Here is a 17,712-nt window from a genome sequence, read left to right on the forward strand (position 1 = left end):
TTACATTCCGAACCCGGAAGCTAAGCCCTCCAGCGCCGATGGTACTGCACTCGTGAGGGTGTGGGAGAGTAGGACGCCGCCGGACAATCTTCCAGATAAGGCCACCCCTCACGGGGTGGCCTTATCTGCGTTCAACCCCTGCCGGGGAAACGGGGTTCAGCCCCTACCGGGGAATGGGTGGACCCGTCCCCCGGCGGGGGCGGTCAGCCCCGCGTCTGCATCTCGTCGCGGAGATCGCGCAGCAGGCCGCCGGCGTCGCTGACCGACCGACCAGGGAACATGGCCATGACCACGCTGCCGTGGTCGGCCCAGCCGCACACCGCGAAGTCGCCGCCCTCGCCGCTGGTGGTGCCGCACTTCAGCACCCCACCGAGGCTGCCCGCGGGCAGCTCGCGCAGACCGTTCACCGCACCTGTCTCGTCCGACATGAGGCGGAAGAGGCTGTCCAGGTCCCGTTCCGGCTGCCAGAGCAGGGTGGTGCCCCCGAAGATGAGGACCGAGCGCTTGTCGTCGGCCGGGTCCCGGTAGACGGTGCCGAAACTGCGGTCCAGCTCGATGTTGGCCGCGAGACCGCTGCGCAGATAGTCGGCGGTGCTCTTCGCCCGCTCACTGTCGTCGCGGGTCAGACCTGCCACCCCATCGGGTGTGGTCAGTTGGGTGTCCTTCTGCTGTGCCACTCGCCACCCGCCGACTCCGAGCACCGCGGCGCCGGCGAGGCCGACCACGAGCGCGGCCGTCCAGCCGATCTTGCGGCGGCGGGACCAGCCGCCGGACCGCTCGTCGGGGTCGCCGCCCGAGTCCCGGGTGCTCAGCTGGATCGGCTCTTCGGTCAGCTCCACCGGCTCACGGCCGCCGTCGCGCGACCGCTCGGTGAGATGTGCGTCGGACATAGCCGACACCGTACGCGAACGGCAGGTGGCGCACGTCAGGTCCGGGAAAGCCCTCCGTAGACTTGTCCGGTGACCGAGAGACTGGATGCCCGACGCCCCGACGCCCCGACCCTTGCCGGCCAGTACCAGCCCGGTGAGGTAGAGCAGCGACGGTACGAGCAGTGGGTAGCCGGCGGGCACTTCCGGGCCTCCGCCGACAGCGACAAGCCGCCCTTCACCATCGTCATCCCGCCGCCGAACGTCACGGGCTCGCTGCACATGGGCCACGCGTTCGAGCACACGCTGATGGACGCGTTGACCCGGCGTAAGCGGATGCAGGGCTTCGAGGCGCTGTGGCTGCCGGGCATGGACCACGCCGGCATCGCCACCCAGAACCTGGTCGAGCGTCAGCTCGCCGCCGAGGGCCTCTCCCGGCACGACCTCGGCCGGGAGAAGTTCGTCGAGCGGGTCTGGCAGTGGAAGGCCGAGTCCGGTGGCGCCATCCTCGGCCAGATGCGCCGCCTCGGCGACTCCGTCGACTGGGACCGCGAGCGCTTCACCATGGACGAGGGGCTGACCCGCGCCGTCCAGACGATCTTCAAGAAGCTGTTCGACGACGGCCTGATCTACCGGGCCAACCGGATCATCAACTGGTGTCCGCGCTGCCTCACGGCGCTCTCCGACATCGAGGTCGAGCACACCGATGACGACGGCGAGCTGATCTCGATCCGCTACAGCGACGAGGTCGTGGTGGCCACCACCCGGGCCGAGACGATGCTCGGCGACACCGCCGTGGCGGTGCACCCGGACGACGAGCGCTACCAGCACCTCATCGGCACCGAGGTCGAGCTGCCGCTGACCGGTCGCCGGATCCCGATCGTCGCCGACGCGCACGTCGACCCGTCCTTCGGCACCGGCATGGTCAAGGTGACGCCGGCTCACGACCCGAACGACTTCGAGATCGGCCAGCGGCACGACCTGCCCGCGCTGACCGTGATGGACGAGCGTGGTGTGATCACCGTGCCGGGCCCGTTCGAGGGGTTGGACCGGTTCGAGGCGCGGCCCGCGATCGTGGCCGCGCTGCGGGAGCAGGGCCGGATCGTCGCCGAGAAGCGCCCGTACGTGCACGCGGTCGGGCACTGCTCGCGATGCAAGACCACCGTCGAGCCGCGGCTGTCGCTGCAGTGGTTCGTCAACACCGCCCCGCTGGCCCAGGCCGCGGGTGACGCCGTGCGCGACGGTCGGGTCCGCATCGAGCCGGCCGAGCTGTCCAAGCGCTACTTCGCCTGGGTCGACAACATGCACGACTGGTGCATCTCCCGCCAGCTTTGGTGGGGGCACCGCATCCCGGTCTGGTACGGCCCGGCGGGTGAGATCGTCTGCGTCGGCCCCGACGAGGCGCCGCCGACCGGTGAGGGCTGGCACCAGGACGAGGACGTCCTGGACACCTGGTTCTCCAGCGGTCTGTGGCCGTTCTCCACCCTGGGCTGGCCCGAGCAGACCCCGGACCTGGCGAAGTTCTACCCGACGAGCGTGCTCGTCACCGGGTACGACATCCTGTTCTTCTGGGTTGCCCGGATGATGATGTTCGGCCTCTACGCCATGGACGGCCGGCCGCCCTTCGACGTGGTGGCGCTGCACGGGATGGTGCGCGACCAGTTCGGCAAGAAGATGTCGAAGTCGTTCGGCAACGTGGTCGACCCGCTGGACTGGATCGACAGGTACGGTGCCGACGCCACCCGGTTCACCCTGGCGCGCGGCGCGAACCCCGGCCAGGACGTCCCGGTCAGCGAGGAGTGGTGCCAGGGCTCGCGCAACTTCTGCAACAAGCTCTGGAACGCCACCCGGTTCGCCCTGATGAACGGCGCGCACACCACTGGCGACCTGCCCCCCGCCGAGCAGCTCTCCACCGTCGACAGGTGGATCCTGTCCCGGTTGGCGCACGTCACCGCCGAGGTCGACGAGCAGTTCGAGGCGTACGAGTTCGCCAAGGTGTGCGACCTGCTCTACCACTTCGCCTGGGACGACGTCTGCGACTGGTACGTCGAGCTGAGCAAGCCGGTGCTCGCCGAGGGTGGCGCGGCCGCGGAGGTCAGCCGTCGGGTGCTCGGGCACGTGCTCGACCAGCTGCTGCGGCTGCTGCACCCGGTCATCCCGTTCGTCACCGAGGAGCTGTGGCTCGCGCTCACCGGCGGCGAGACGGTGCAGGCCGCCGCCTGGCCGGTGGCCGACCGGTCGCTTGTCGACGACGCCGCCGAGGCCGAGCTGGTGGGTGTGCAGCGGGTGGTCACCGAGATCCGCCGGTTCCGCTCCGACCAGGGGCTGCGCCCGACGCAGCGGGTGGCAGCCCGCCTGGACGGGCTGTCCGGTGCGGGTATCGCGGCCCACGAGCCGCTGATCCGTTCATTGGTCCGGCTGGACCCGGCCGGCGACGACTTCCAGGCCAGCGCCACGCTGGCCATGCCCGGCGCGGTCGCTGTCGCGTTGGACACCCGGGGGTCGATCGACGTGGCCGCCGAGCGGGCCCGGCTGACGAAGGATCGCGCATCCGCCGAGAAGGAGGTCGCGCAGGCCCGGGCGAAGCTCGACAACCCGGCCTTCATCGGCAAGGCCCCCGAGCCGGTGGTCGCGAAGATCCGCGACCGGCTCGCCACCGCCGAGGCCGACCTGGTCCGGATCGACGCTGCTCTGGAGACACTGCCCTCGTGACCGACCGTACCGATTTCGCCGCCGCCGAAGCCGAGCTGAACGCCCGCGGTTTCACCCGCATGGTCTTCGAGCTGGACCGGATCGAGTCCCTGCTCGACCTGCTCGGCAGCCCACAGCGGGCGTACCCGGCGATCCACCTGACCGGCACCAACGGCAAGACCTCCACCGCGCGGATGATCGACTCGTTGCTGCGGGCGTTCGGGCTGCACACCGGCCGGTACACCAGCCCGCACCTGGAGACCGTGCGGGAACGGATCAGCCTGGACGGGGAGCCGGTCAGCGAGGAGCGGTTCGCCGCGGTGTACCGGGAGATCAAGCCGCTTGCCGACCTGGTCGACGCGCGGTCCGACGAGCCGCTGACGTACTTCGACATGACCACCGCGCTGGCGTTCGCCACCTTCGCGGACGCGCCTGTCGACATCGCGGTGGTCGAGGTCGGCCTCGGTGGTGCCGAGGACGCCACGAACGTCCTCCAGGCCGGGGTCTGTGTGATCACCCCGATCGGGCTGGACCACACCGAGTGGCTCGGTGACACGCTCCAGGACATCGCGCTGGCCAAGGCCGGCATCATCCACCCGGGCGCCACGGTCATCGCGGCGGCGCAGGACGAGGAAGCGGCGGGTCCCATCCTCGACCGCTGCGCCGAGGTCGGGGCCACCATCGCCCGGGAGGGCGGCGAGTTCGGTGTACGGGGTCGGGCGGTCGCGGTCGGCGGTCAGGTGCTCAGCCTCCAGGGCCTGGGCGGCGTGTACGACGACGTGTTCATTCCCCTGCACGGCGCCCACCAGGCGCAGAACGCGGCGGTGGCGCTCGCCGCCGTCGAGGCGTTCCTGGGTGCGGGGGCTCGACGTCAGCTCGACATCGAGGCGGTCCGGGAGGGCTTAGCCTCGACGAGTTCCCCGGGTCGGCTGGAGCGGGTCCGTAACGCCCCGACCGTCCTGCTGGACGGTGCGCACAACCCGCACGGCATGAAGGCCACCGTCACCGCGCTCCAGGAGGAGTTCGCGTTCAGCAAGCTGGTGGCCGTGCTGGGCGTCCTCGCCGACAAGGATGCGGAGGCGCTGCTCGATCTGCTGGAGCCGGTGGTCGACCAGATCGTGGTCACCCGGAACAGCTCGCCACGGGCGATGCCGGCAGAGGAACTGGGCGCGCTGGCCGCCGAGATCTTCGGCGAGGATCGGGTGCACGAGGCCCCGGAGATGCCGGACGCCATCGAGGTGGCGGTGGCGTTGGCCGAGGAGGACGTCCCGGGTGAGTTGAGCGGCGTCGGGGTGCTGGTCACAGGTTCCGTGGTGACGGTCGCCGACGCGCGCCGGCTGCTGAAGCGATGACCAGCCCGGAGCGGGACCCGCACCCCACCGAGGACCAGACCGGCCCGCTGGTCGAGCAGCCGGTGGGGGAGGAGCCCACCGCCGGGCAGCCGCGGCGCTCCGGGTTGCGCGACCCGGAGCGGGCGGTACGCGGTCTCGGCGCTGGCACGCTCAGCCTGGAGGCACTGGTGCTCCTGCTGGCGATCCAGCCGATCCGGGTGGTCGGCGGTGACCTCGGCGGCGCCGCGATCGGTGCGGTGGTGGCACTGGCGGTGGCCGCCGTGGTGCTCGCCGGCATGATGCGTCGCCCCTGGGCCTGGAACGCCGGCACCGTGCTCCAGGGCCTGCTGTTGCTGGGCGGCCTGCTGCACTGGTCGCTGCTCGGGCTGGGCATCATCTTCGCCCTGGTCTGGGCGTACGCGTTGCACGTTCGCCGCGTCATTCTCGGCTGACGCCGGGCCCGGTCGGCGGGCCCGCTCAGGCGTCGGCGCGTTCACGCCACTGGGTCAGCGCGACGCCGTGACCGTCCGGGTCGCGGAAGGCCGCCGCCCACACCTCCAGCTTGGTGCCCCGGTTGACCACCCGGGGCGCGTACGTGAAGCGGACGCCCGACTCGCGCAACCGCTCGTACGCCGCCTCGATGTCGTTCACCTCGAGGTTGACGTGCACCAGTCGGCGGCTGATGGGTGCCGCCCCGGTCACCTCGCGCAGCACGATCCGGGTCGACCCGGAGGCCAGGACGGCGTTGTGGGCGCCCTGGTCGACCTCGCTGAAGCCGAGCACGTCACGGTAGAAGTCGAGCGACCGGGGCAGGTCGGTCACCAGCAGGGTGAGGCCCACCCCGCTGATCGGCGCGGCCGGGTCCGCGGCCGAGTCGGCCTCGAAGCCGAAGATCGCCTGGTCCAGCTCCTCGTCGGTCACCGTCGCGCGGGCGGCACCGGCGGGGGAGGGGTCGTCGAGCGGAAGGTCGAGGGGGTCCAGCGGGTCGGCCGCGCCGGGCCCGGACCGCTGCGCGGGTGGCGGGTCGGAGCGCGGTGCGCTGAGCGGGTCGGAGCGCGGTGCGCTGAGCGGGTCGGAGCGCTGCGCGCCGAGGGGGTCGGTGCGCTGGGCGCCGGGCCTGTCGACGGACTCCTCGGCGGACCGGGTGGTCGTGGCGTCGGCCTCCGGAGCGTCGGCCCGATCGGTGGCGGGCTCGTCGAAACGCTCCTCGGCGGGCGGGCGCGGCGCCGGCGTGGCCCGCCGGGGCAGCCCGCCGGACTGCTGTTCGATGACGACGCCCTCCAACACCACCGGGCCACCGGGGCTCTGGTGCATCACCACGGGCTCGCGTTCCTCGGGCACGACGCCCGGGTCGTCGCGCCGCAGGTCGTCGCGCCGCAGGTCGTCGCGCCGGGGGTCGGTGCGCAGAGGGTCACCGAGCGGGTCCCGGAACGGGTCACCGACCGGGTCGCGGAACGGGTCACCGACCGGGTCGCGGAAGTCGTCGTCCGGCCCACGGTCGGCCCACGGTGGCGCGTCCTGCTGGATCAGCAACTCGTCCATCGCCTCCGCGTCGGCGAACTCCGGCGGGAGGTCGGCGACGGCGGCGGCGGTCTCGGCGTGGGTAGGCACCTCGTCCCAGAGGACCTTGACGTGGCGCTGGTCGTCCAACGCGACCCGGATCGGCAGGGTCTGACCCAACGACGGCCACTTGGAGACCGGCACCCTCGGCTCGATGATCTTCTTCGACCGGGGCGGCAGACCGGGCGCGTCGATCACCAGTTGCAGTTCGCAGCGGCCGAACGCGTACTGGGTGGGTGGTTCGGAGGCGCTGTGCACGTGCCCGACACCGACGACCCAGGTGCGGCCACCGCCGCGTACGGTCGCCAGTGCGATCGCCAGCACCAGCAGGGCGACCCCGAGAGCCACGATGGCCCAACTGGTCATGCCCAGCCCGAACAGCACGACGAACGTGGCCACGGTGCCCAGCACCGTGCCGATCAGCTTGCGTACCGGCGCGATGGGTCGGTTCCCGCCATTCGCCACAGTGGACCTCCCGGGGGTCAGGGCCAGGCTAGGCCGGATCGGCCACCGGAGGAAAGACCGGCCGCCGCGCCGGCGCCGGGACCGGGTCGCTAGGCTGACCGTACCGATCCCGAGCGTCAAGCGCGTACAGGAGGAACCCAGCGTGTCCAGCAGCAGCCCGGATGAGCGCAGCCTCGTTCTGATCAAGCCCGACGCGGTCCGCCGCGGCCTGGTCGGTGAGGTCCTCTCCCGCTTCGAGCGCAAGGGGCTGCGGATCGACGCGATGGCGCACCGGACGATGGACGCCGCGCTCGCCGACGAGCACTACGCCGAGCACGTCGACAAGGCCTTCTACCCGCCGCTGAAGGACTTCATGACCAGCGGTCCGCTCGTCGCTCTGGTGCTCTCCGGCGACCAGGTCATCGACGTGGTCCGCGGGTTGATCGGTGCCACCGACGGGCGCAAGGCCGCCGCCGGCACCATCCGCGGCGACCTGTCGCTGTCCAACCGGGAGAACCTGGTGCACGCCTCCGACTCGACGGACAGCGCCAAGCGCGAGATCGCGGTCTGGTTCCCCGAGCTGGGCTGACGCCCACCGGCGCGGGGTCTACGCGACTTTCAGTCGATCGTCGGCACCTTCGCCGGGTTGCCGACCACGTAGATGCCGGTGATCCGGCCGTCGGCCGCGGCGATGGTCAGCGTGTAGCGACTGCCGTCCGCGCGGGTGACCAGCACCGCCGGTTCGCCGTTGAGTTCGACCGGGTCCATGGACACCCGGTGACGCGGGCCGTAGACCCCGGCGTAGAACCTGGCGATCCGGTCCGCGCCGGTCACCGGGTTGAGGGCTGCCCGCACCCGACCGCCGCCGTCGTTCCACGCGGTGGCGTCGGCGGCCACCAGATCGGTCAGCGTCGCCAGGTCGCCGTCGCGCGCGGCGGAGAGGAACGCGTTCAGCAGCCGTTCCCGCTCCGAGCGGCTCGCGGTGAACCGGCGCTGCTCCTGTCCTACCCGTGCGGTCGCCCGGTGGTAGAGCTGTCGACAGTCGGCGACGGACCGCTCCAGGATCTCGGCGATCTCCGCGTACGGCAGGTCGAAGGCCGTGTGCAGCACGTACACCGCCCGTTCCGGCGGCGTGAGCCGCTCCAGGACGTGCAGCAGCGCGGTGGAGAGCGAGTCGCGCAGCTCCACCCGGTCCAACGGCCCGAACGGTGAGGGCGCGGTCGGCACCGGCTCGGGCAGCCACGTCCCGACGTACGTCTCACGAGCCGCCTGTCGGGCCCGCAGCCGGTCCAGGGCCAGCCGGGTGACCACCCGGGACAGGTAGCGCCGCGGCTCGGCGACCCGGGCGCGGTCCACATCCAGCCAGCGCAGGTACGCCTCCTGGAGCACGTCCTCCGCGTCGTGCCGGCTGCCGAGCAGGCGGTACGCGAGCCCGAGCAGCATCGGCCGGTGCGCCTCGAGCGCACCGGCCGCCTCCGCTGCCGCCCTGGTGGTCACGCCTGGGCCGGAGGCTCCAGCCGCAACGTCACCCCGATGCGATTCCACACGTTGATTGTGGCAATCGCGATGACGAGGTCGGCCAGTTCCTTCTCCGACCAGACCTTCGCGGCGTCGTTCCACACCTCGTCGGGCACCCCGTGCTCGCCGAGCCGGGTGACGGCGTCGGTGAGGGCCAGCGCCGCCCGCTCCCGCTCGTCGAAGAAGGGCGCCTCCCGCCAGGTGGCGACCGCGAACAGCCGCCGGCTCGACTCGCCACCGGCGAGCGCGTCCCGGCTGTGCATGTCCACGCAGTACGCGCACCCGTTGATCATCGACGCCCGAAGCTTCACCAGCTCCAGCACCGTGTGGTCGACGTTCGTCTGGACGTACTTCTCCAACCCCATGACGGCCTTGTACGCCTGCGGCACGACCTCGGTCGGGTTCATCCGTTGCACGACTACCTCCTGATCGGTTCGACACCGACACGACGGTTCAGCCTGGGTCGGTCGTGACAACCGGGGCTGTGACCTCGCTCATGTCGTCGCGGCGGTCGGGCAGGCGCGGCGAGCGATCGACGACCGACGTTCGCGTTCGCGTCACCCGGTTCGCCGCTCACCGTCACCTGCGCCCGATAGACCCACGGGGTCAACCCATGATCGGGAGGAAGCATGACCGAGCTTGATCGACGTACCCTGCTGCGGACCGGCCTGGTGGTCGGCGCCGGAGCCGCCAGCGGCGCCCTGGTGGGCGCTGCCGGCGCGAACGCCGCCCCGGCCTGGCGCCCGGCGCAGCGCCCGGTGCTCACCCACGGCGTGCAGAGCGGCGACGTGACCGCGGACTCGGCGCTGGTCTGGACGCGGGCCGACCGGCCGGGCCGGATGCTCGTCGAGGTGAGCCGTCGGCCGGACTTCCGGGGGGCGCGCAAGCTGCGCGGCCCGGTGCTCACCCCGGACGGCGACTTCACCGGGAAGGTGCGGCTGCGGGGCCTGCCGGACGCCGAGCGGCTGCACTACCGGGTGCGGGTGGAGAGCCTGGATCGGCACGGGGTGGTCAGCGAGCCGCTGACCGGGACGCTCACCACCGCGCCGGGGCGGCACCGCAGACGCGACGTGAGGTTCGTCTGGACCGGCGATGTCGTCGGGCAGGGTTGGGGCATCGACCCGAACTTCGGCGGCATGTCGATCTTCCGGGCGATGCGGCAGACCCGGCCGGACTTCTTCCTGTGCAGCGGCGACACGGTGTACGCCGACGGACCGCTCGTCGAGACGGTGACGCTGCCCGACGGGCGGGTCTGGCGCAACCTGGTCACCCCGGAGAAGAGCAAGGTCGCCGAGACGCTCACCGAGTACCGCGGACAGTTCGCGTACAACCTGATCGACGAGCACCTGCGGGAGTTCGCCGCGGCGGTGCCCCAGATCAACCAGTGGGACGACCACGAGGTGCTGAACAACTGGTACCCGGGCGAGATCCTGGACGACCCGCGCTACACCGAGCGGCGGGTGGACGTGCTCGCCGCCCGGGCCCGCCAGGCGTTCAACGAGTGGCTGCCGGTGCCCGTCGACGGGCCGATGTACCGGCGGCTGTCGTACGGGCCGTCGCTCGACGTCTTCGTGCTCGACATGCGGACCCACAAGGACCCGAACGACGGCAACACGTACGCCGACCCGAAGCGTGGCCTGCTCGGCCGGCAGCAGCGGGAGTGGCTGATCCGGGAGCTGAAGCGCTCCACGGCGACCTGGAAGGTGATCGCCAACGACCTGCCGATCGGGGTGGTGGTGCCGGACGGGCCGGGTGCGCAGGAGGGTGTCGCGCAGGGCGACCCGGGTGCGCCGGCGGGCCGGGAGCTGGAGTTCGCCGAGGTGCTGCGGGCCACCCACCGGGCCGGAGTGACAGGCATGGTCTTCCTCACCGCCGACGTGCACTACTCCGCCGCACACCACTACGACCCGTCCCGCGCGGCGGTCGGTGACTTCACCCCGTTCTGGGAGTTCGTCTCCGGTCCGGCGCACGCCGGCGCGTTCGGCCCCAACGCGCTGGACGGCACGTTCGGCCCGCAGGCGGCCTTCGTGCACGCGCCGCCGGTGGCCAACACGGGTCCGGCCGGGGGCTTCCAGCACTTCGGCGAGGTCACCATCGACGGCGAGTCCGAGGCCCTGACGGTCCACCTGCGCGACCGCGACGGCGTCTCCCTCTGGAACACCACCCTCCCAGCCCCGTAACCACCTCACCCCATCCCCACCCCCACCTCGGCCCCGCCCGGTCGATCATGGAGTTGTTGCCACGACACGCCGTCGAGCGAGGCAACAACTCCATGATCAACGGGGGTGGGGCGGGGCGGGGGCCGGGCGGGCGGGGCCGGGCGGGATGGGACTGTGCGCGCCGGTTGGTCCGGGCAGGCCGAACGGCTCCCCGTTGCCGACCGTCAGGTCGACGCCGCGGACTGCCTGGACCTTCCGGCGCTCAGGTGGTGACCCATCTTGTGCGGCTGCGACACGTGCAGCTCACCCGTCCGCCTCGATCGTGTGTTCGTTCGTGATCCGTAGGCTAGGAGTGACGGGGACGGATGGGAAACGGATTCGGATCGAGCCGAATGCTCAGGCCGAGGCGCTCGCCGGCACGTCGCCGACGAGCTGCACCAGTGCCAGACCGGCCGGCTCCAGGCCGTACAACACCCGCCGGCCCACCCGCCGGCGGTGTACCACGCCGGCGGCCAGCAGCGCGGCGAGCTGCTCCGACACGGTGCTCGGTGCGAGCCCCAACGTGGCCGCGAGGCCGGCGGTGGTGGCTGGCCTCGCCAGCGCCCGCAGCACCTGGGCGCGCCCCCGACCGACGAGCACCGCCAGCCGATCCGCGGCCGGTGCCGTCCGGGCCGCCGAGACCGGCCCGCTCTCGGCGAGCACCACCGCCCCGCGCGCCTGGTAGGAGACGGCGATGATCTCCGGATGGTCGGTGGCGCAGACGAGTGCTCCCTCCGAGAAGAGCAGGGGGAGCAGCAGCAGTCGCTGGTTCACCGCCGTGAACTGCTGCTCCGACGGCTTCACAAGCGTCAGCACCGGCTTGTTCCAGCGCACCCGTTCGTGCAGTTCGGCCAGCAGCGCGTCCGGGCCGTGGGCGGCGAGCGCCCGGGCCCGGTGCAGCACCTCCTCGTCCAGCGCCGCCTGCATCGCCGGCCACCACGGCGCGATTGCGGCGTCCCAGTACGCCTCGATGCCGTCGGCGAGCCGGTCCAGGGCGGCCCGCCGGTCCGTGACGAACGGGCGGAGCCACTGCGGCAGGTCGTCCGGGTGGTAGTAGTGGGGGATCTGCTCGGCGATCACCTCAGCCGGTGTCGCGCGCAGCTCGGCTAGTTGATCGGCCAGGGTCGGCGCGGCCAACGTGGGAATCGGGCTGAGGAAGTCCGGTGCGGGCAGGCCGATGGTCAGCAGCCGGGCCGGCGCGGTCGCCGGCACGTCGTCGAGCACCCGCCGTGCGTGCCGCGCCCAGGCGGTGTACGGCCAGGGCGCCTCCACCGGGTGGCGGTGCAGCAGTAACAGGCTGGTCAGCACCTCCCAGAGCGGGCTGGTGGCGATCCGGGTGCGGGACAGCGTCGGCTCGTCCAACTCGATCCGGATCACCCGGTCAGCCTAGGGTGCCGACGCACCCGTTTACTCGGCGGCGGGGCGGTGGGCGGGTCGAGTATCGTTGAGCACCGTAAGGCGATGACCCGGCCATCACCGGTGAGCCTCCGGAAGAACAGCCGGGCAACCGGCCCAGTAGAACCGGACGGATGCGGCCCGTCACAGCCGGCAAATGAGCGGGCGGTCGATCCTGACCGCCAAGCGGGGTGGTACCGCGGGCCCACCCGGGAGCGCCGATCGAGGCGTACCCGGACGGTTCGTCCTCGCAGACCCACGTTGAGTGAGCTGCGAGGAGAGCGACCCCCGATGGCCTATCCGTTGCACGACCCGACCGCCGCCGGTGTGCCGGCGAGCCCGGACCTGCCCGCGGTCGAGCGCCGGGTGCTGGAGCACTGGACGGCCGACAAGACCTTCGAAGCGTCGGTGGAGGCCCGCCCGGCCGGTGACGACGGCAAGAACGAGTACGTCTTCTACGACGGCCCACCGTTCGCCAACGGCCTGCCGCACTACGGCCACCTCTTCACCGGCTACGTCAAGGACGTGGTGCCGCGCTACCAGACCATGCGCGGCCGGCACGTCGAGCGGCGCTTCGGCTGGGACTGTCACGGCCTGCCCGCCGAGGTGGTGGCCGAGAAGCAGCTCGGCATCACCAGCAAGGCGGAGATCATCGACCTGGGCGTGGCCCGGTTCAACGAGGCCTGCCGTACCTCGGTGCTGGAGTTCACCCAGGACTGGGAGCGGTACATCAACCGGCAGGCCCGGTGGGTCGACTTCACAAACGACTACAAGACCCTCGACCTGGACTACATGGAAAGCGTCATGTGGGCCTTCAAGACCCTGCACGACAAGGGTCTGATCTACGAGGGCTTCCGGGTGCTGGCGTACTGCTGGCGGTGCGAGACGCCGCTGTCCAACACCGAGACCCGGATGGACGACGTCTACCGGGACCGGCACGACCCCACCCTGTCGGTCTGGTTCGGGCTGACCGCCGACGAGTCCGCACCCGAGCTGGTGCGCGGGCCGGTCAAGCTGGGCGTCTGGACCACCACGCCGTGGACCCTGCCGTCGAACCTGGCGCTCGCCGTCGGGCCCGACATCGAGTACGCGGTGCTCGACCGGGACGGGGAGCGGTTCGTCGTGGGGGCGGCGCGGCTGGCCGCGTACGCCAAGGAACTGGACGGGTACGAGCAGGTCGGCACGGTGTACGGCCGGGACCTGGTCGGGCGCCGCTACACGCCGCTGTTCGACTTCCTCGTCGAGCAGGCCGGGGACAACGCCTACCAGGTGCTCGGCGCGGAGTTCGTCACCACCGAGGACGGCACCGGGATCGTCCACCTGGCCCCGGCGTTCGGTGAGGACGACCAGAACGTCTGCAACGCCGCTGGCATCCCCACCATCGTCACCGTGGACGACCACACCCGGTTCACCGCGCTGGTCCCGCCGTACCAGGGTGAGCAGGTCTTCGACGTCAACAAGCCGGTGATCCGGGAGCTGAAGGAGCGGGGGGTGGTGCTCAAGCAGGACACCTACACCCACTCCTACCCGCACTGCTGGCGCTGCGACACCCCGCTGGTCTACAAGGCGGTGTCGTCGTGGTTCGTCGCGGTGACCCAGTTCCGGGACCGGATGGTCGAGCTGAACCAGGAGATCAACTGGACGCCCGGTCACATCAAGGACGGCTCGTTCGGCAAGTGGCTGGCCAACGCCCGGGACTGGTCGATCAGCCGGAACCGGTTCTGGGGCTCGCCGATCCCGGCGTGGAAGTCCGACGACCCGAACTACCCGCGCCTGGACGTCTACGGTTCGCTCGCCGACATCGAGCGCGACTTCGGCGTACGCCTGACCGACCTGCACCGGCCGGCGGTGGACGACCTGGTCCGCCCCAACCCGGACGACCCGACCGGTCAGTCGATGATGCGCCGGGTGCCGGAGGTGCTGGACTGCTGGTTCGAGTCCGGGTCGATGCCGTTCGCCCAGGTGCACTACCCGTTCGAGAACGCGGACTGGTTCGAGCACCACTACCCGGGTGACTTCATCGTCGAGTACATCGGGCAGACCCGCGGCTGGTTCTACACGATGCACGTGTTGGCCACCGCGCTGTTCGACAGGCCGGCGTTCCGCAACTGCCTGAGCCACGGCATCCTGCTCGGCTCGGACGGGCGCAAGATGTCCAAGAGCCTGCGCAACTACCCGGACGTCTACCACGTCTTCGACTCGTACGGGTCGGACGCGATGCGCTGGATGCTGATGTCCTCGCCGGTGCTGCGTGGTGGGGACATGGCGGTCACCGAGACGCTGATCCGCGACGCCGTCCGGCAGGTGCTGCTGCCGCTCTGGAACGTCTGGTACTTCTTCTCGCTCTACGCCAACGCCGACGGGTATCAGGCGCGGCGGCGCACCGACTCCACCCACCTGCTCGACCGGTACATCCTGGCGAAGACGAACGAGCTGGTGTCGACGGTCTCCGCGCAGATGGACGCGTACGACATCTCGGGCGCGTGCGCCACTGTCCGGTCCTACCTGGACGCGCTTACCAACTGGTACGTGCGCCGGTCCCGGGACCGGTTCTGGTCCGGCGACGCCGAGGCCTTCGACACCCTGTCGACGGTGTTGGAGACGCTCTGCCGGGTGGTGGCCCCGCTCGCGCCGCTGACCGCCGAGGAGATCTGGCGCGGCCTGACCGGGGAGCGGTCGGTGCACCTGACCGACTGGCCGTCGGCGGAGGAGTTCCCCGCCGACCACGACCTCGTGGCAGCGATGGACAACGTACGGGCGGTCGCGTCGGCGGCGCTGTCGCTGCGCAAGGCCAAGGGGCTGCGGGTACGGCTGCCGCTGTCCACGCTGACCGTGGCCTCACCGGCGGCGGAGCAGCTGCGACCGTTCGCCGACCTGGTCGCCGACGAGGTCAACGTGAAGACCGTGGAGTTCAGCGCGGAACTGTCCGCGTACTGCGAGCAGGTGTTGACGGTGGTGCCCCGGGCGCTCGGCCCGCGGGTCGGCAAGCAGGTGCAGCAGGTGATCAAGGCGGTCAAGGCGGGTGACTGGGAGCTTGTCGACGGTGCCCCGGTGGCCGCCGGCGTCACCCTGGCCGAGGGCGAGTACGAGTTGCGTCTGATCGCCGCCGACGCCGAGCACTCGGCGCCGCTGCCCGGCGGCGAGGGTGTGGTGGTGCTGGACACCGACGTCACCCCCGAGTTGGCCGCCGAGGGGCTGGCCCGGGACGTGGTGCGGGTGGTGCAGCAGGCCCGCCGGGACGCCGACCTGGACGTCTCGGACCGGATCGTGGTGTCGGTGTCGGCGTCCGACGAGGTGCGTGCGGCGGTGTCCGCGTACGTCGACTTCGTCGCCGCTGAGGTGCTTGCCGACTCCGTCGACTTCGTCGAGGGCTCGGCCGGCTCGGTCGGTTCGGCCGGCTCGGCTGTCGAGGGTCGGGAGGGCTTCGCCGGCGAGGTCGGCGACGGTGAGCGGGTAACGGTGGTCGTCCGCCGGGTATAACGGACCATCGCCGGGGTGCGGGCGCCTCACCACCTCCGTCCGGGAGGTGTGGAGGCGTCCGCTACGGTGACACCGCCCGCTCGCATTTCATCTGCCGGAGGACCAGTGCCGCTGCTCTACACCATCGGCAAGCTGACCGTGGGCCCCACGCTGCGGGTGGCGTTCCGCCCGACCGTGGAGGGTCTGGAACACGTGCCGGAGACCGGCGGCGCGATCTTCGCCGGCAACCACCTCTCGGTGGCCGACGAGTTGTTCCTCGGCACGGTAGTGCCTCGGCACCTGGCGTTCTGGGCCAAGTCGGAATATTTCAACGGCACCGGCGTGAAGGGTGCGATCTCCAAGTTCGTCCTCACCGGCCTGGGTGCGATCCCGGTCGAGCGGGCCGGTGGCCGGGCGGCGCTTTCCGCGTTCGACGCGGCGATCCCGGCGCTCAAGGGCGGTGACCTGGTGGTGGTCTACCCGGAGGGCACCCGCTCGCCGGACGGCAAGCTCTACCGGGGGCGGACCGGCGCCGCACGGCTGGCGATCTCGGCCGGCGTGCCGATCATTCCGGTCGGCATGATCGGCACGGACAAGGCGCAGCCGATCGGTGCCCGGGTGCCCCGTCCGGGCACTGCCAAGATCACCGTGAAGTTCGGCAAGCCGCTGGACTTCACCGGTCGTCCGGACGACCGCACCTCACTCCGGCAGATGACCGACGAGTTGATGAGCGAGATCCAGAAGCTCACCGGCCAGGAGTACGTACCCCGCTACGCGCCGCCGCGCGCTCACCCGGACCCGACCCGCGACGCCTGACCCGGACCGGCCGCACGCGGCCGGTCCGGCTCAGCCCCGCTCGGGCTGGACGATCTGGGCGCGCAGGCTGGCCAGCAGGTCGGCACTGTCGGCGACGGAGAGTCGGGTGAACACGCCGGTAGCGATGCTGCCGTGGTCGACCGACGTGCAGACCACCACGTCACTGCCGTCGGAGCTGCCCACTGCGCACCGTTCGTGCCTGCCCCGTACGCCGGTGTCCACGCTCTCCGGGGTGCTCAGCGCGTACCGGTCGGTGAGCCGGCTGATCTCAGCTTCCGCGTCCGACTCCGGACTCAGCCGGAAGCCGGTGCCGCCGAAGACCGTCACCCGCTTACCGCTCGTCGTCGAGTAGACGCCGGCGAACGTGTCCTCGGCCAACCAGTGCTCCTTGCGTACCTCACCCGCCAACTTCCGGGCGGCCTCCGTGCTGCGGTCGTCCTGCCGCAGGCTGAGGTCGTCCATCTGGACGGGCAGTGTCGCGCGTGCCGGGTACTGCGCCGAGATCGGGAACCCGTAGTAGGCGGGGCAGCCACAGCAACAGGCCAGGGTGAGCAGCAGCAGCCACGGCCAGCGGCGTCGTCGGCGGACCGGGACCGGCACGTACCCCTTGGGGGTCTGCCAACCGGGCGGCGGCGCCGGCGGTGGTGCGGAGCGCTTGCTCCGACGCTGCTTCGGCACCTTGACCGGCGCGGGCGGTGCCATCGGTCGGTTCGGCGGCGTCGGTGCCATCGGTCGGGTCGGCGGGTTCGCCCGGGCGGCCGGCGCGGGCGCAGGCAGCGGCGGCACCGGGTGCCCGGCCTGGGGAGCGGGCGGCCCGGACCACTGCCGGGTGTCCGGCGGCGTCGGGTACGACATCGTCGGGGGCAGCGCGGGCAGTTCGGCGGAGGGCAGCTCCCAACCGCCGGTGTCCACGCCGGCCCACGGGTCGACGGGCGTCTGGTGCTCCGGCGGCCCGAAGGGGACCGGAGGGGCGGGGGTCGGCTCGGCCGACTCACCCCAGGCGGACCGGCGTGGCAACGGCGGCGGCACCGGGGCCGAACCGCTCCACCGGGGTGCCGGGACCTCGGCGGTGGCGGCCGGCTGCGGTGGGTCCGGGATCTCCGCGGTGGCGGCAGGCTTCGGCGGGGCCGGGGCCTCCGCAGTCGAGGCCGCTTCCGGCTGATCCGGGACCTCCGTGTTTGCGGCCGGCTGCGGCTGGTCCAAGGGGTCTGGCTGGTAGGGAGGGACCGTTTTGTCCGAAGGGTCGGGCTGGTCGGGGGTGTCCGGCTGGTCCGGGGGTTCCGGCTTGTTCGGGGGTACGGGTGGGGAGGTCGGCTCGTCGGCGACCACCGGGTCACGCTCCGACTCCGCGCCCGGGGTGCTCCCGTCGGCCGGCCGTGCTCCCGGCTGGGGCTCCGGCATCGCGGCAATCTCCTCTCGCGCCGCACCGAGGTT

The 17,712-nt window shown here is 71.7% G+C and carries 13 protein-coding genes and 1 rRNA gene; 8 read left to right on the top strand and 6 right to left on the bottom strand.

Annotation, left to right across the window (positions count from 1 at the left end; translation table 11 throughout):
* Window positions 1-85 (top strand): 5S ribosomal RNA (rrf, locus tag AB0C15_RS29915); the annotation flags it as partial.
* 118 nt (window positions 86-203) lie between these two features.
* Here rrf and AB0C15_RS29920 read toward each other — a convergent pair.
* On the bottom strand, window positions 204-890 hold the full coding sequence (locus AB0C15_RS29920; RefSeq protein WP_357357586.1) for a hypothetical protein: 687 nt from the start codon (window positions 888-890) through the stop codon (window positions 204-206).
* A gap of 69 nt (window positions 891-959) precedes the next feature.
* On the opposite strand from AB0C15_RS29920, the gene AB0C15_RS29925 reads away from it, so the two are divergent.
* Genes AB0C15_RS29925 through AB0C15_RS29935 form a run of 3 tightly spaced genes read left to right on the top strand, consistent with a single transcriptional unit; the run spans window position 960 to window position 5,340 of the window.
* Window positions 960-3,578 (top strand): valine--tRNA ligase, encoded by a 2,619-nt coding sequence (locus tag AB0C15_RS29925; protein ID WP_357357589.1) that lies wholly within the window; start codon window positions 960-962, stop codon window positions 3,576-3,578.
* On the top strand, window positions 3,575-4,909 hold the full coding sequence (locus AB0C15_RS29930) for a folylpolyglutamate synthase/dihydrofolate synthase family protein (protein WP_357357591.1): 1,335 nt from the start codon (window positions 3,575-3,577) through the stop codon (window positions 4,907-4,909). The genes AB0C15_RS29925 and AB0C15_RS29930 overlap by 4 nt, the downstream gene beginning before the upstream one ends.
* Complete coding sequence (locus AB0C15_RS29935; RefSeq protein WP_357357593.1) at window positions 4,906-5,340, top strand: DUF4233 domain-containing protein; 435 nt, start codon at window positions 4,906-4,908, stop codon at window positions 5,338-5,340. Before AB0C15_RS29930 ends, AB0C15_RS29935 begins: the two co-directional genes overlap by 4 nt.
* 25 nt (window positions 5,341-5,365) lie before the next feature.
* Here the strand turns inward: AB0C15_RS29935 and AB0C15_RS29940 are convergent, their stop codons facing one another.
* Entirely contained in the window at window positions 5,366-6,913 is a 1,548-nt protein-coding gene (locus AB0C15_RS29940; RefSeq protein ID WP_357357595.1) for a VOC family protein, read from the bottom strand.
* Window positions 6,914-7,055: 142 nt separating this feature from the next.
* On the opposite strand from AB0C15_RS29940, the gene ndk reads away from it, so the two are divergent.
* Window positions 7,056-7,481 (top strand): nucleoside-diphosphate kinase, encoded by a 426-nt coding sequence (gene ndk / locus AB0C15_RS29945; RefSeq protein ID WP_357357597.1) that lies wholly within the window; start codon window positions 7,056-7,058, stop codon window positions 7,479-7,481.
* Window positions 7,482-7,510: 29 nt separating this feature from the next.
* On the opposite strand, the gene sigJ is transcribed toward ndk, so the two are convergent.
* Together sigJ and AB0C15_RS29955 are read right to left on the bottom strand one after the other, a co-directional pair.
* Window positions 7,511-8,389 carry an RNA polymerase sigma factor SigJ gene (sigJ, locus tag AB0C15_RS29950; protein WP_357357599.1) on the bottom strand — a complete coding sequence of 293 codons (879 nt, stop codon included), beginning with the start codon at window positions 8,387-8,389 and terminating at the stop codon, window positions 7,511-7,513.
* Window positions 8,386-8,826, bottom strand: coding sequence for a carboxymuconolactone decarboxylase family protein (locus AB0C15_RS29955; protein WP_357357601.1), 441 nt, complete (start codon window positions 8,824-8,826; stop codon window positions 8,386-8,388). Before AB0C15_RS29955 ends, sigJ begins: the two co-directional genes overlap by 4 nt.
* Before the next feature lie 213 nt (window positions 8,827-9,039).
* On the opposite strand from AB0C15_RS29955, the gene AB0C15_RS29960 reads away from it, so the two are divergent.
* Window positions 9,040-10,590 (top strand): alkaline phosphatase D family protein, encoded by a 1,551-nt coding sequence (locus AB0C15_RS29960; RefSeq protein ID WP_357357604.1) that lies wholly within the window; start codon window positions 9,040-9,042, stop codon window positions 10,588-10,590.
* A 375-nt stretch (window positions 10,591-10,965) separates the two neighbouring features.
* Here AB0C15_RS29960 and AB0C15_RS29965 read toward each other — a convergent pair whose 3' ends face one another.
* The gene (locus AB0C15_RS29965) at window positions 10,966-11,985 is read right to left on the bottom strand and encodes an ArsR family transcriptional regulator (RefSeq protein ID WP_357357606.1); all 1,020 of its coding nucleotides are present in this window, start codon (window positions 11,983-11,985) and stop codon (window positions 10,966-10,968) included.
* A gap of 309 nt (window positions 11,986-12,294) precedes the next feature.
* Between AB0C15_RS29965 and ileS the strand changes: the two genes are divergently transcribed.
* Both ileS and AB0C15_RS29975 read left to right on the top strand, forming a co-directional pair.
* Window positions 12,295-15,483 carry an isoleucine--tRNA ligase gene (gene ileS, locus AB0C15_RS29970; protein WP_357357608.1) on the top strand — a complete coding sequence of 1,063 codons (3,189 nt, stop codon included), beginning with the start codon at window positions 12,295-12,297 and terminating at the stop codon, window positions 15,481-15,483.
* A 105-nt stretch (window positions 15,484-15,588) separates the two neighbouring features.
* Window positions 15,589-16,278 carry a lysophospholipid acyltransferase family protein gene (locus AB0C15_RS29975; RefSeq protein ID WP_357357610.1) on the top strand — a complete coding sequence of 230 codons (690 nt, stop codon included), beginning with the start codon at window positions 15,589-15,591 and terminating at the stop codon, window positions 16,276-16,278.
* Window positions 16,279-16,308: 30 nt separating this feature from the next.
* Here the strand turns inward: AB0C15_RS29975 and AB0C15_RS29980 are convergent, their stop codons facing one another.
* A complete protein-coding gene (locus AB0C15_RS29980) occupies window positions 16,309-17,679 on the bottom strand; it encodes a hypothetical protein (RefSeq protein WP_357357612.1) in 1,371 nt (456 codons plus the stop codon).
* Between the last annotated feature and the right edge of the window lie 33 nt (window positions 17,680-17,712).

The sequence above is a fragment of the Micromonospora sp. NPDC048835 genome, from assembly GCF_040649995.1.
Classification (GTDB): Bacteria; Actinomycetota; Actinomycetes; order Mycobacteriales; family Micromonosporaceae; genus Micromonospora.

Excerpts from the sequence above, each read along its gene's own strand:
- AB0C15_RS29935 (WP_357357593.1), top strand. The coding sequence starts at position 4,906 with ATGACCAGCCCGGAGCGGGACCCGCACCCCACCGAGGACCAGACCGGC.
- AB0C15_RS29980 (WP_357357612.1), bottom strand. The coding sequence starts at position 17,679 with ATGCCGGAGCCCCAGCCGGGAGCACGGCCGGCCGACGGGAGCACCCCG.
- ileS (WP_357357608.1), top strand. The coding sequence starts at position 12,295 with ATGGCCTATCCGTTGCACGACCCGACCGCCGCCGGTGTGCCGGCGAGC.
- AB0C15_RS29920 (WP_357357586.1), bottom strand. The coding sequence starts at position 890 with ATGTCCGACGCACATCTCACCGAGCGGTCGCGCGACGGCGGCCGTGAG.
- AB0C15_RS29960 (WP_357357604.1), top strand. The coding sequence starts at position 9,040 with ATGACCGAGCTTGATCGACGTACCCTGCTGCGGACCGGCCTGGTGGTC.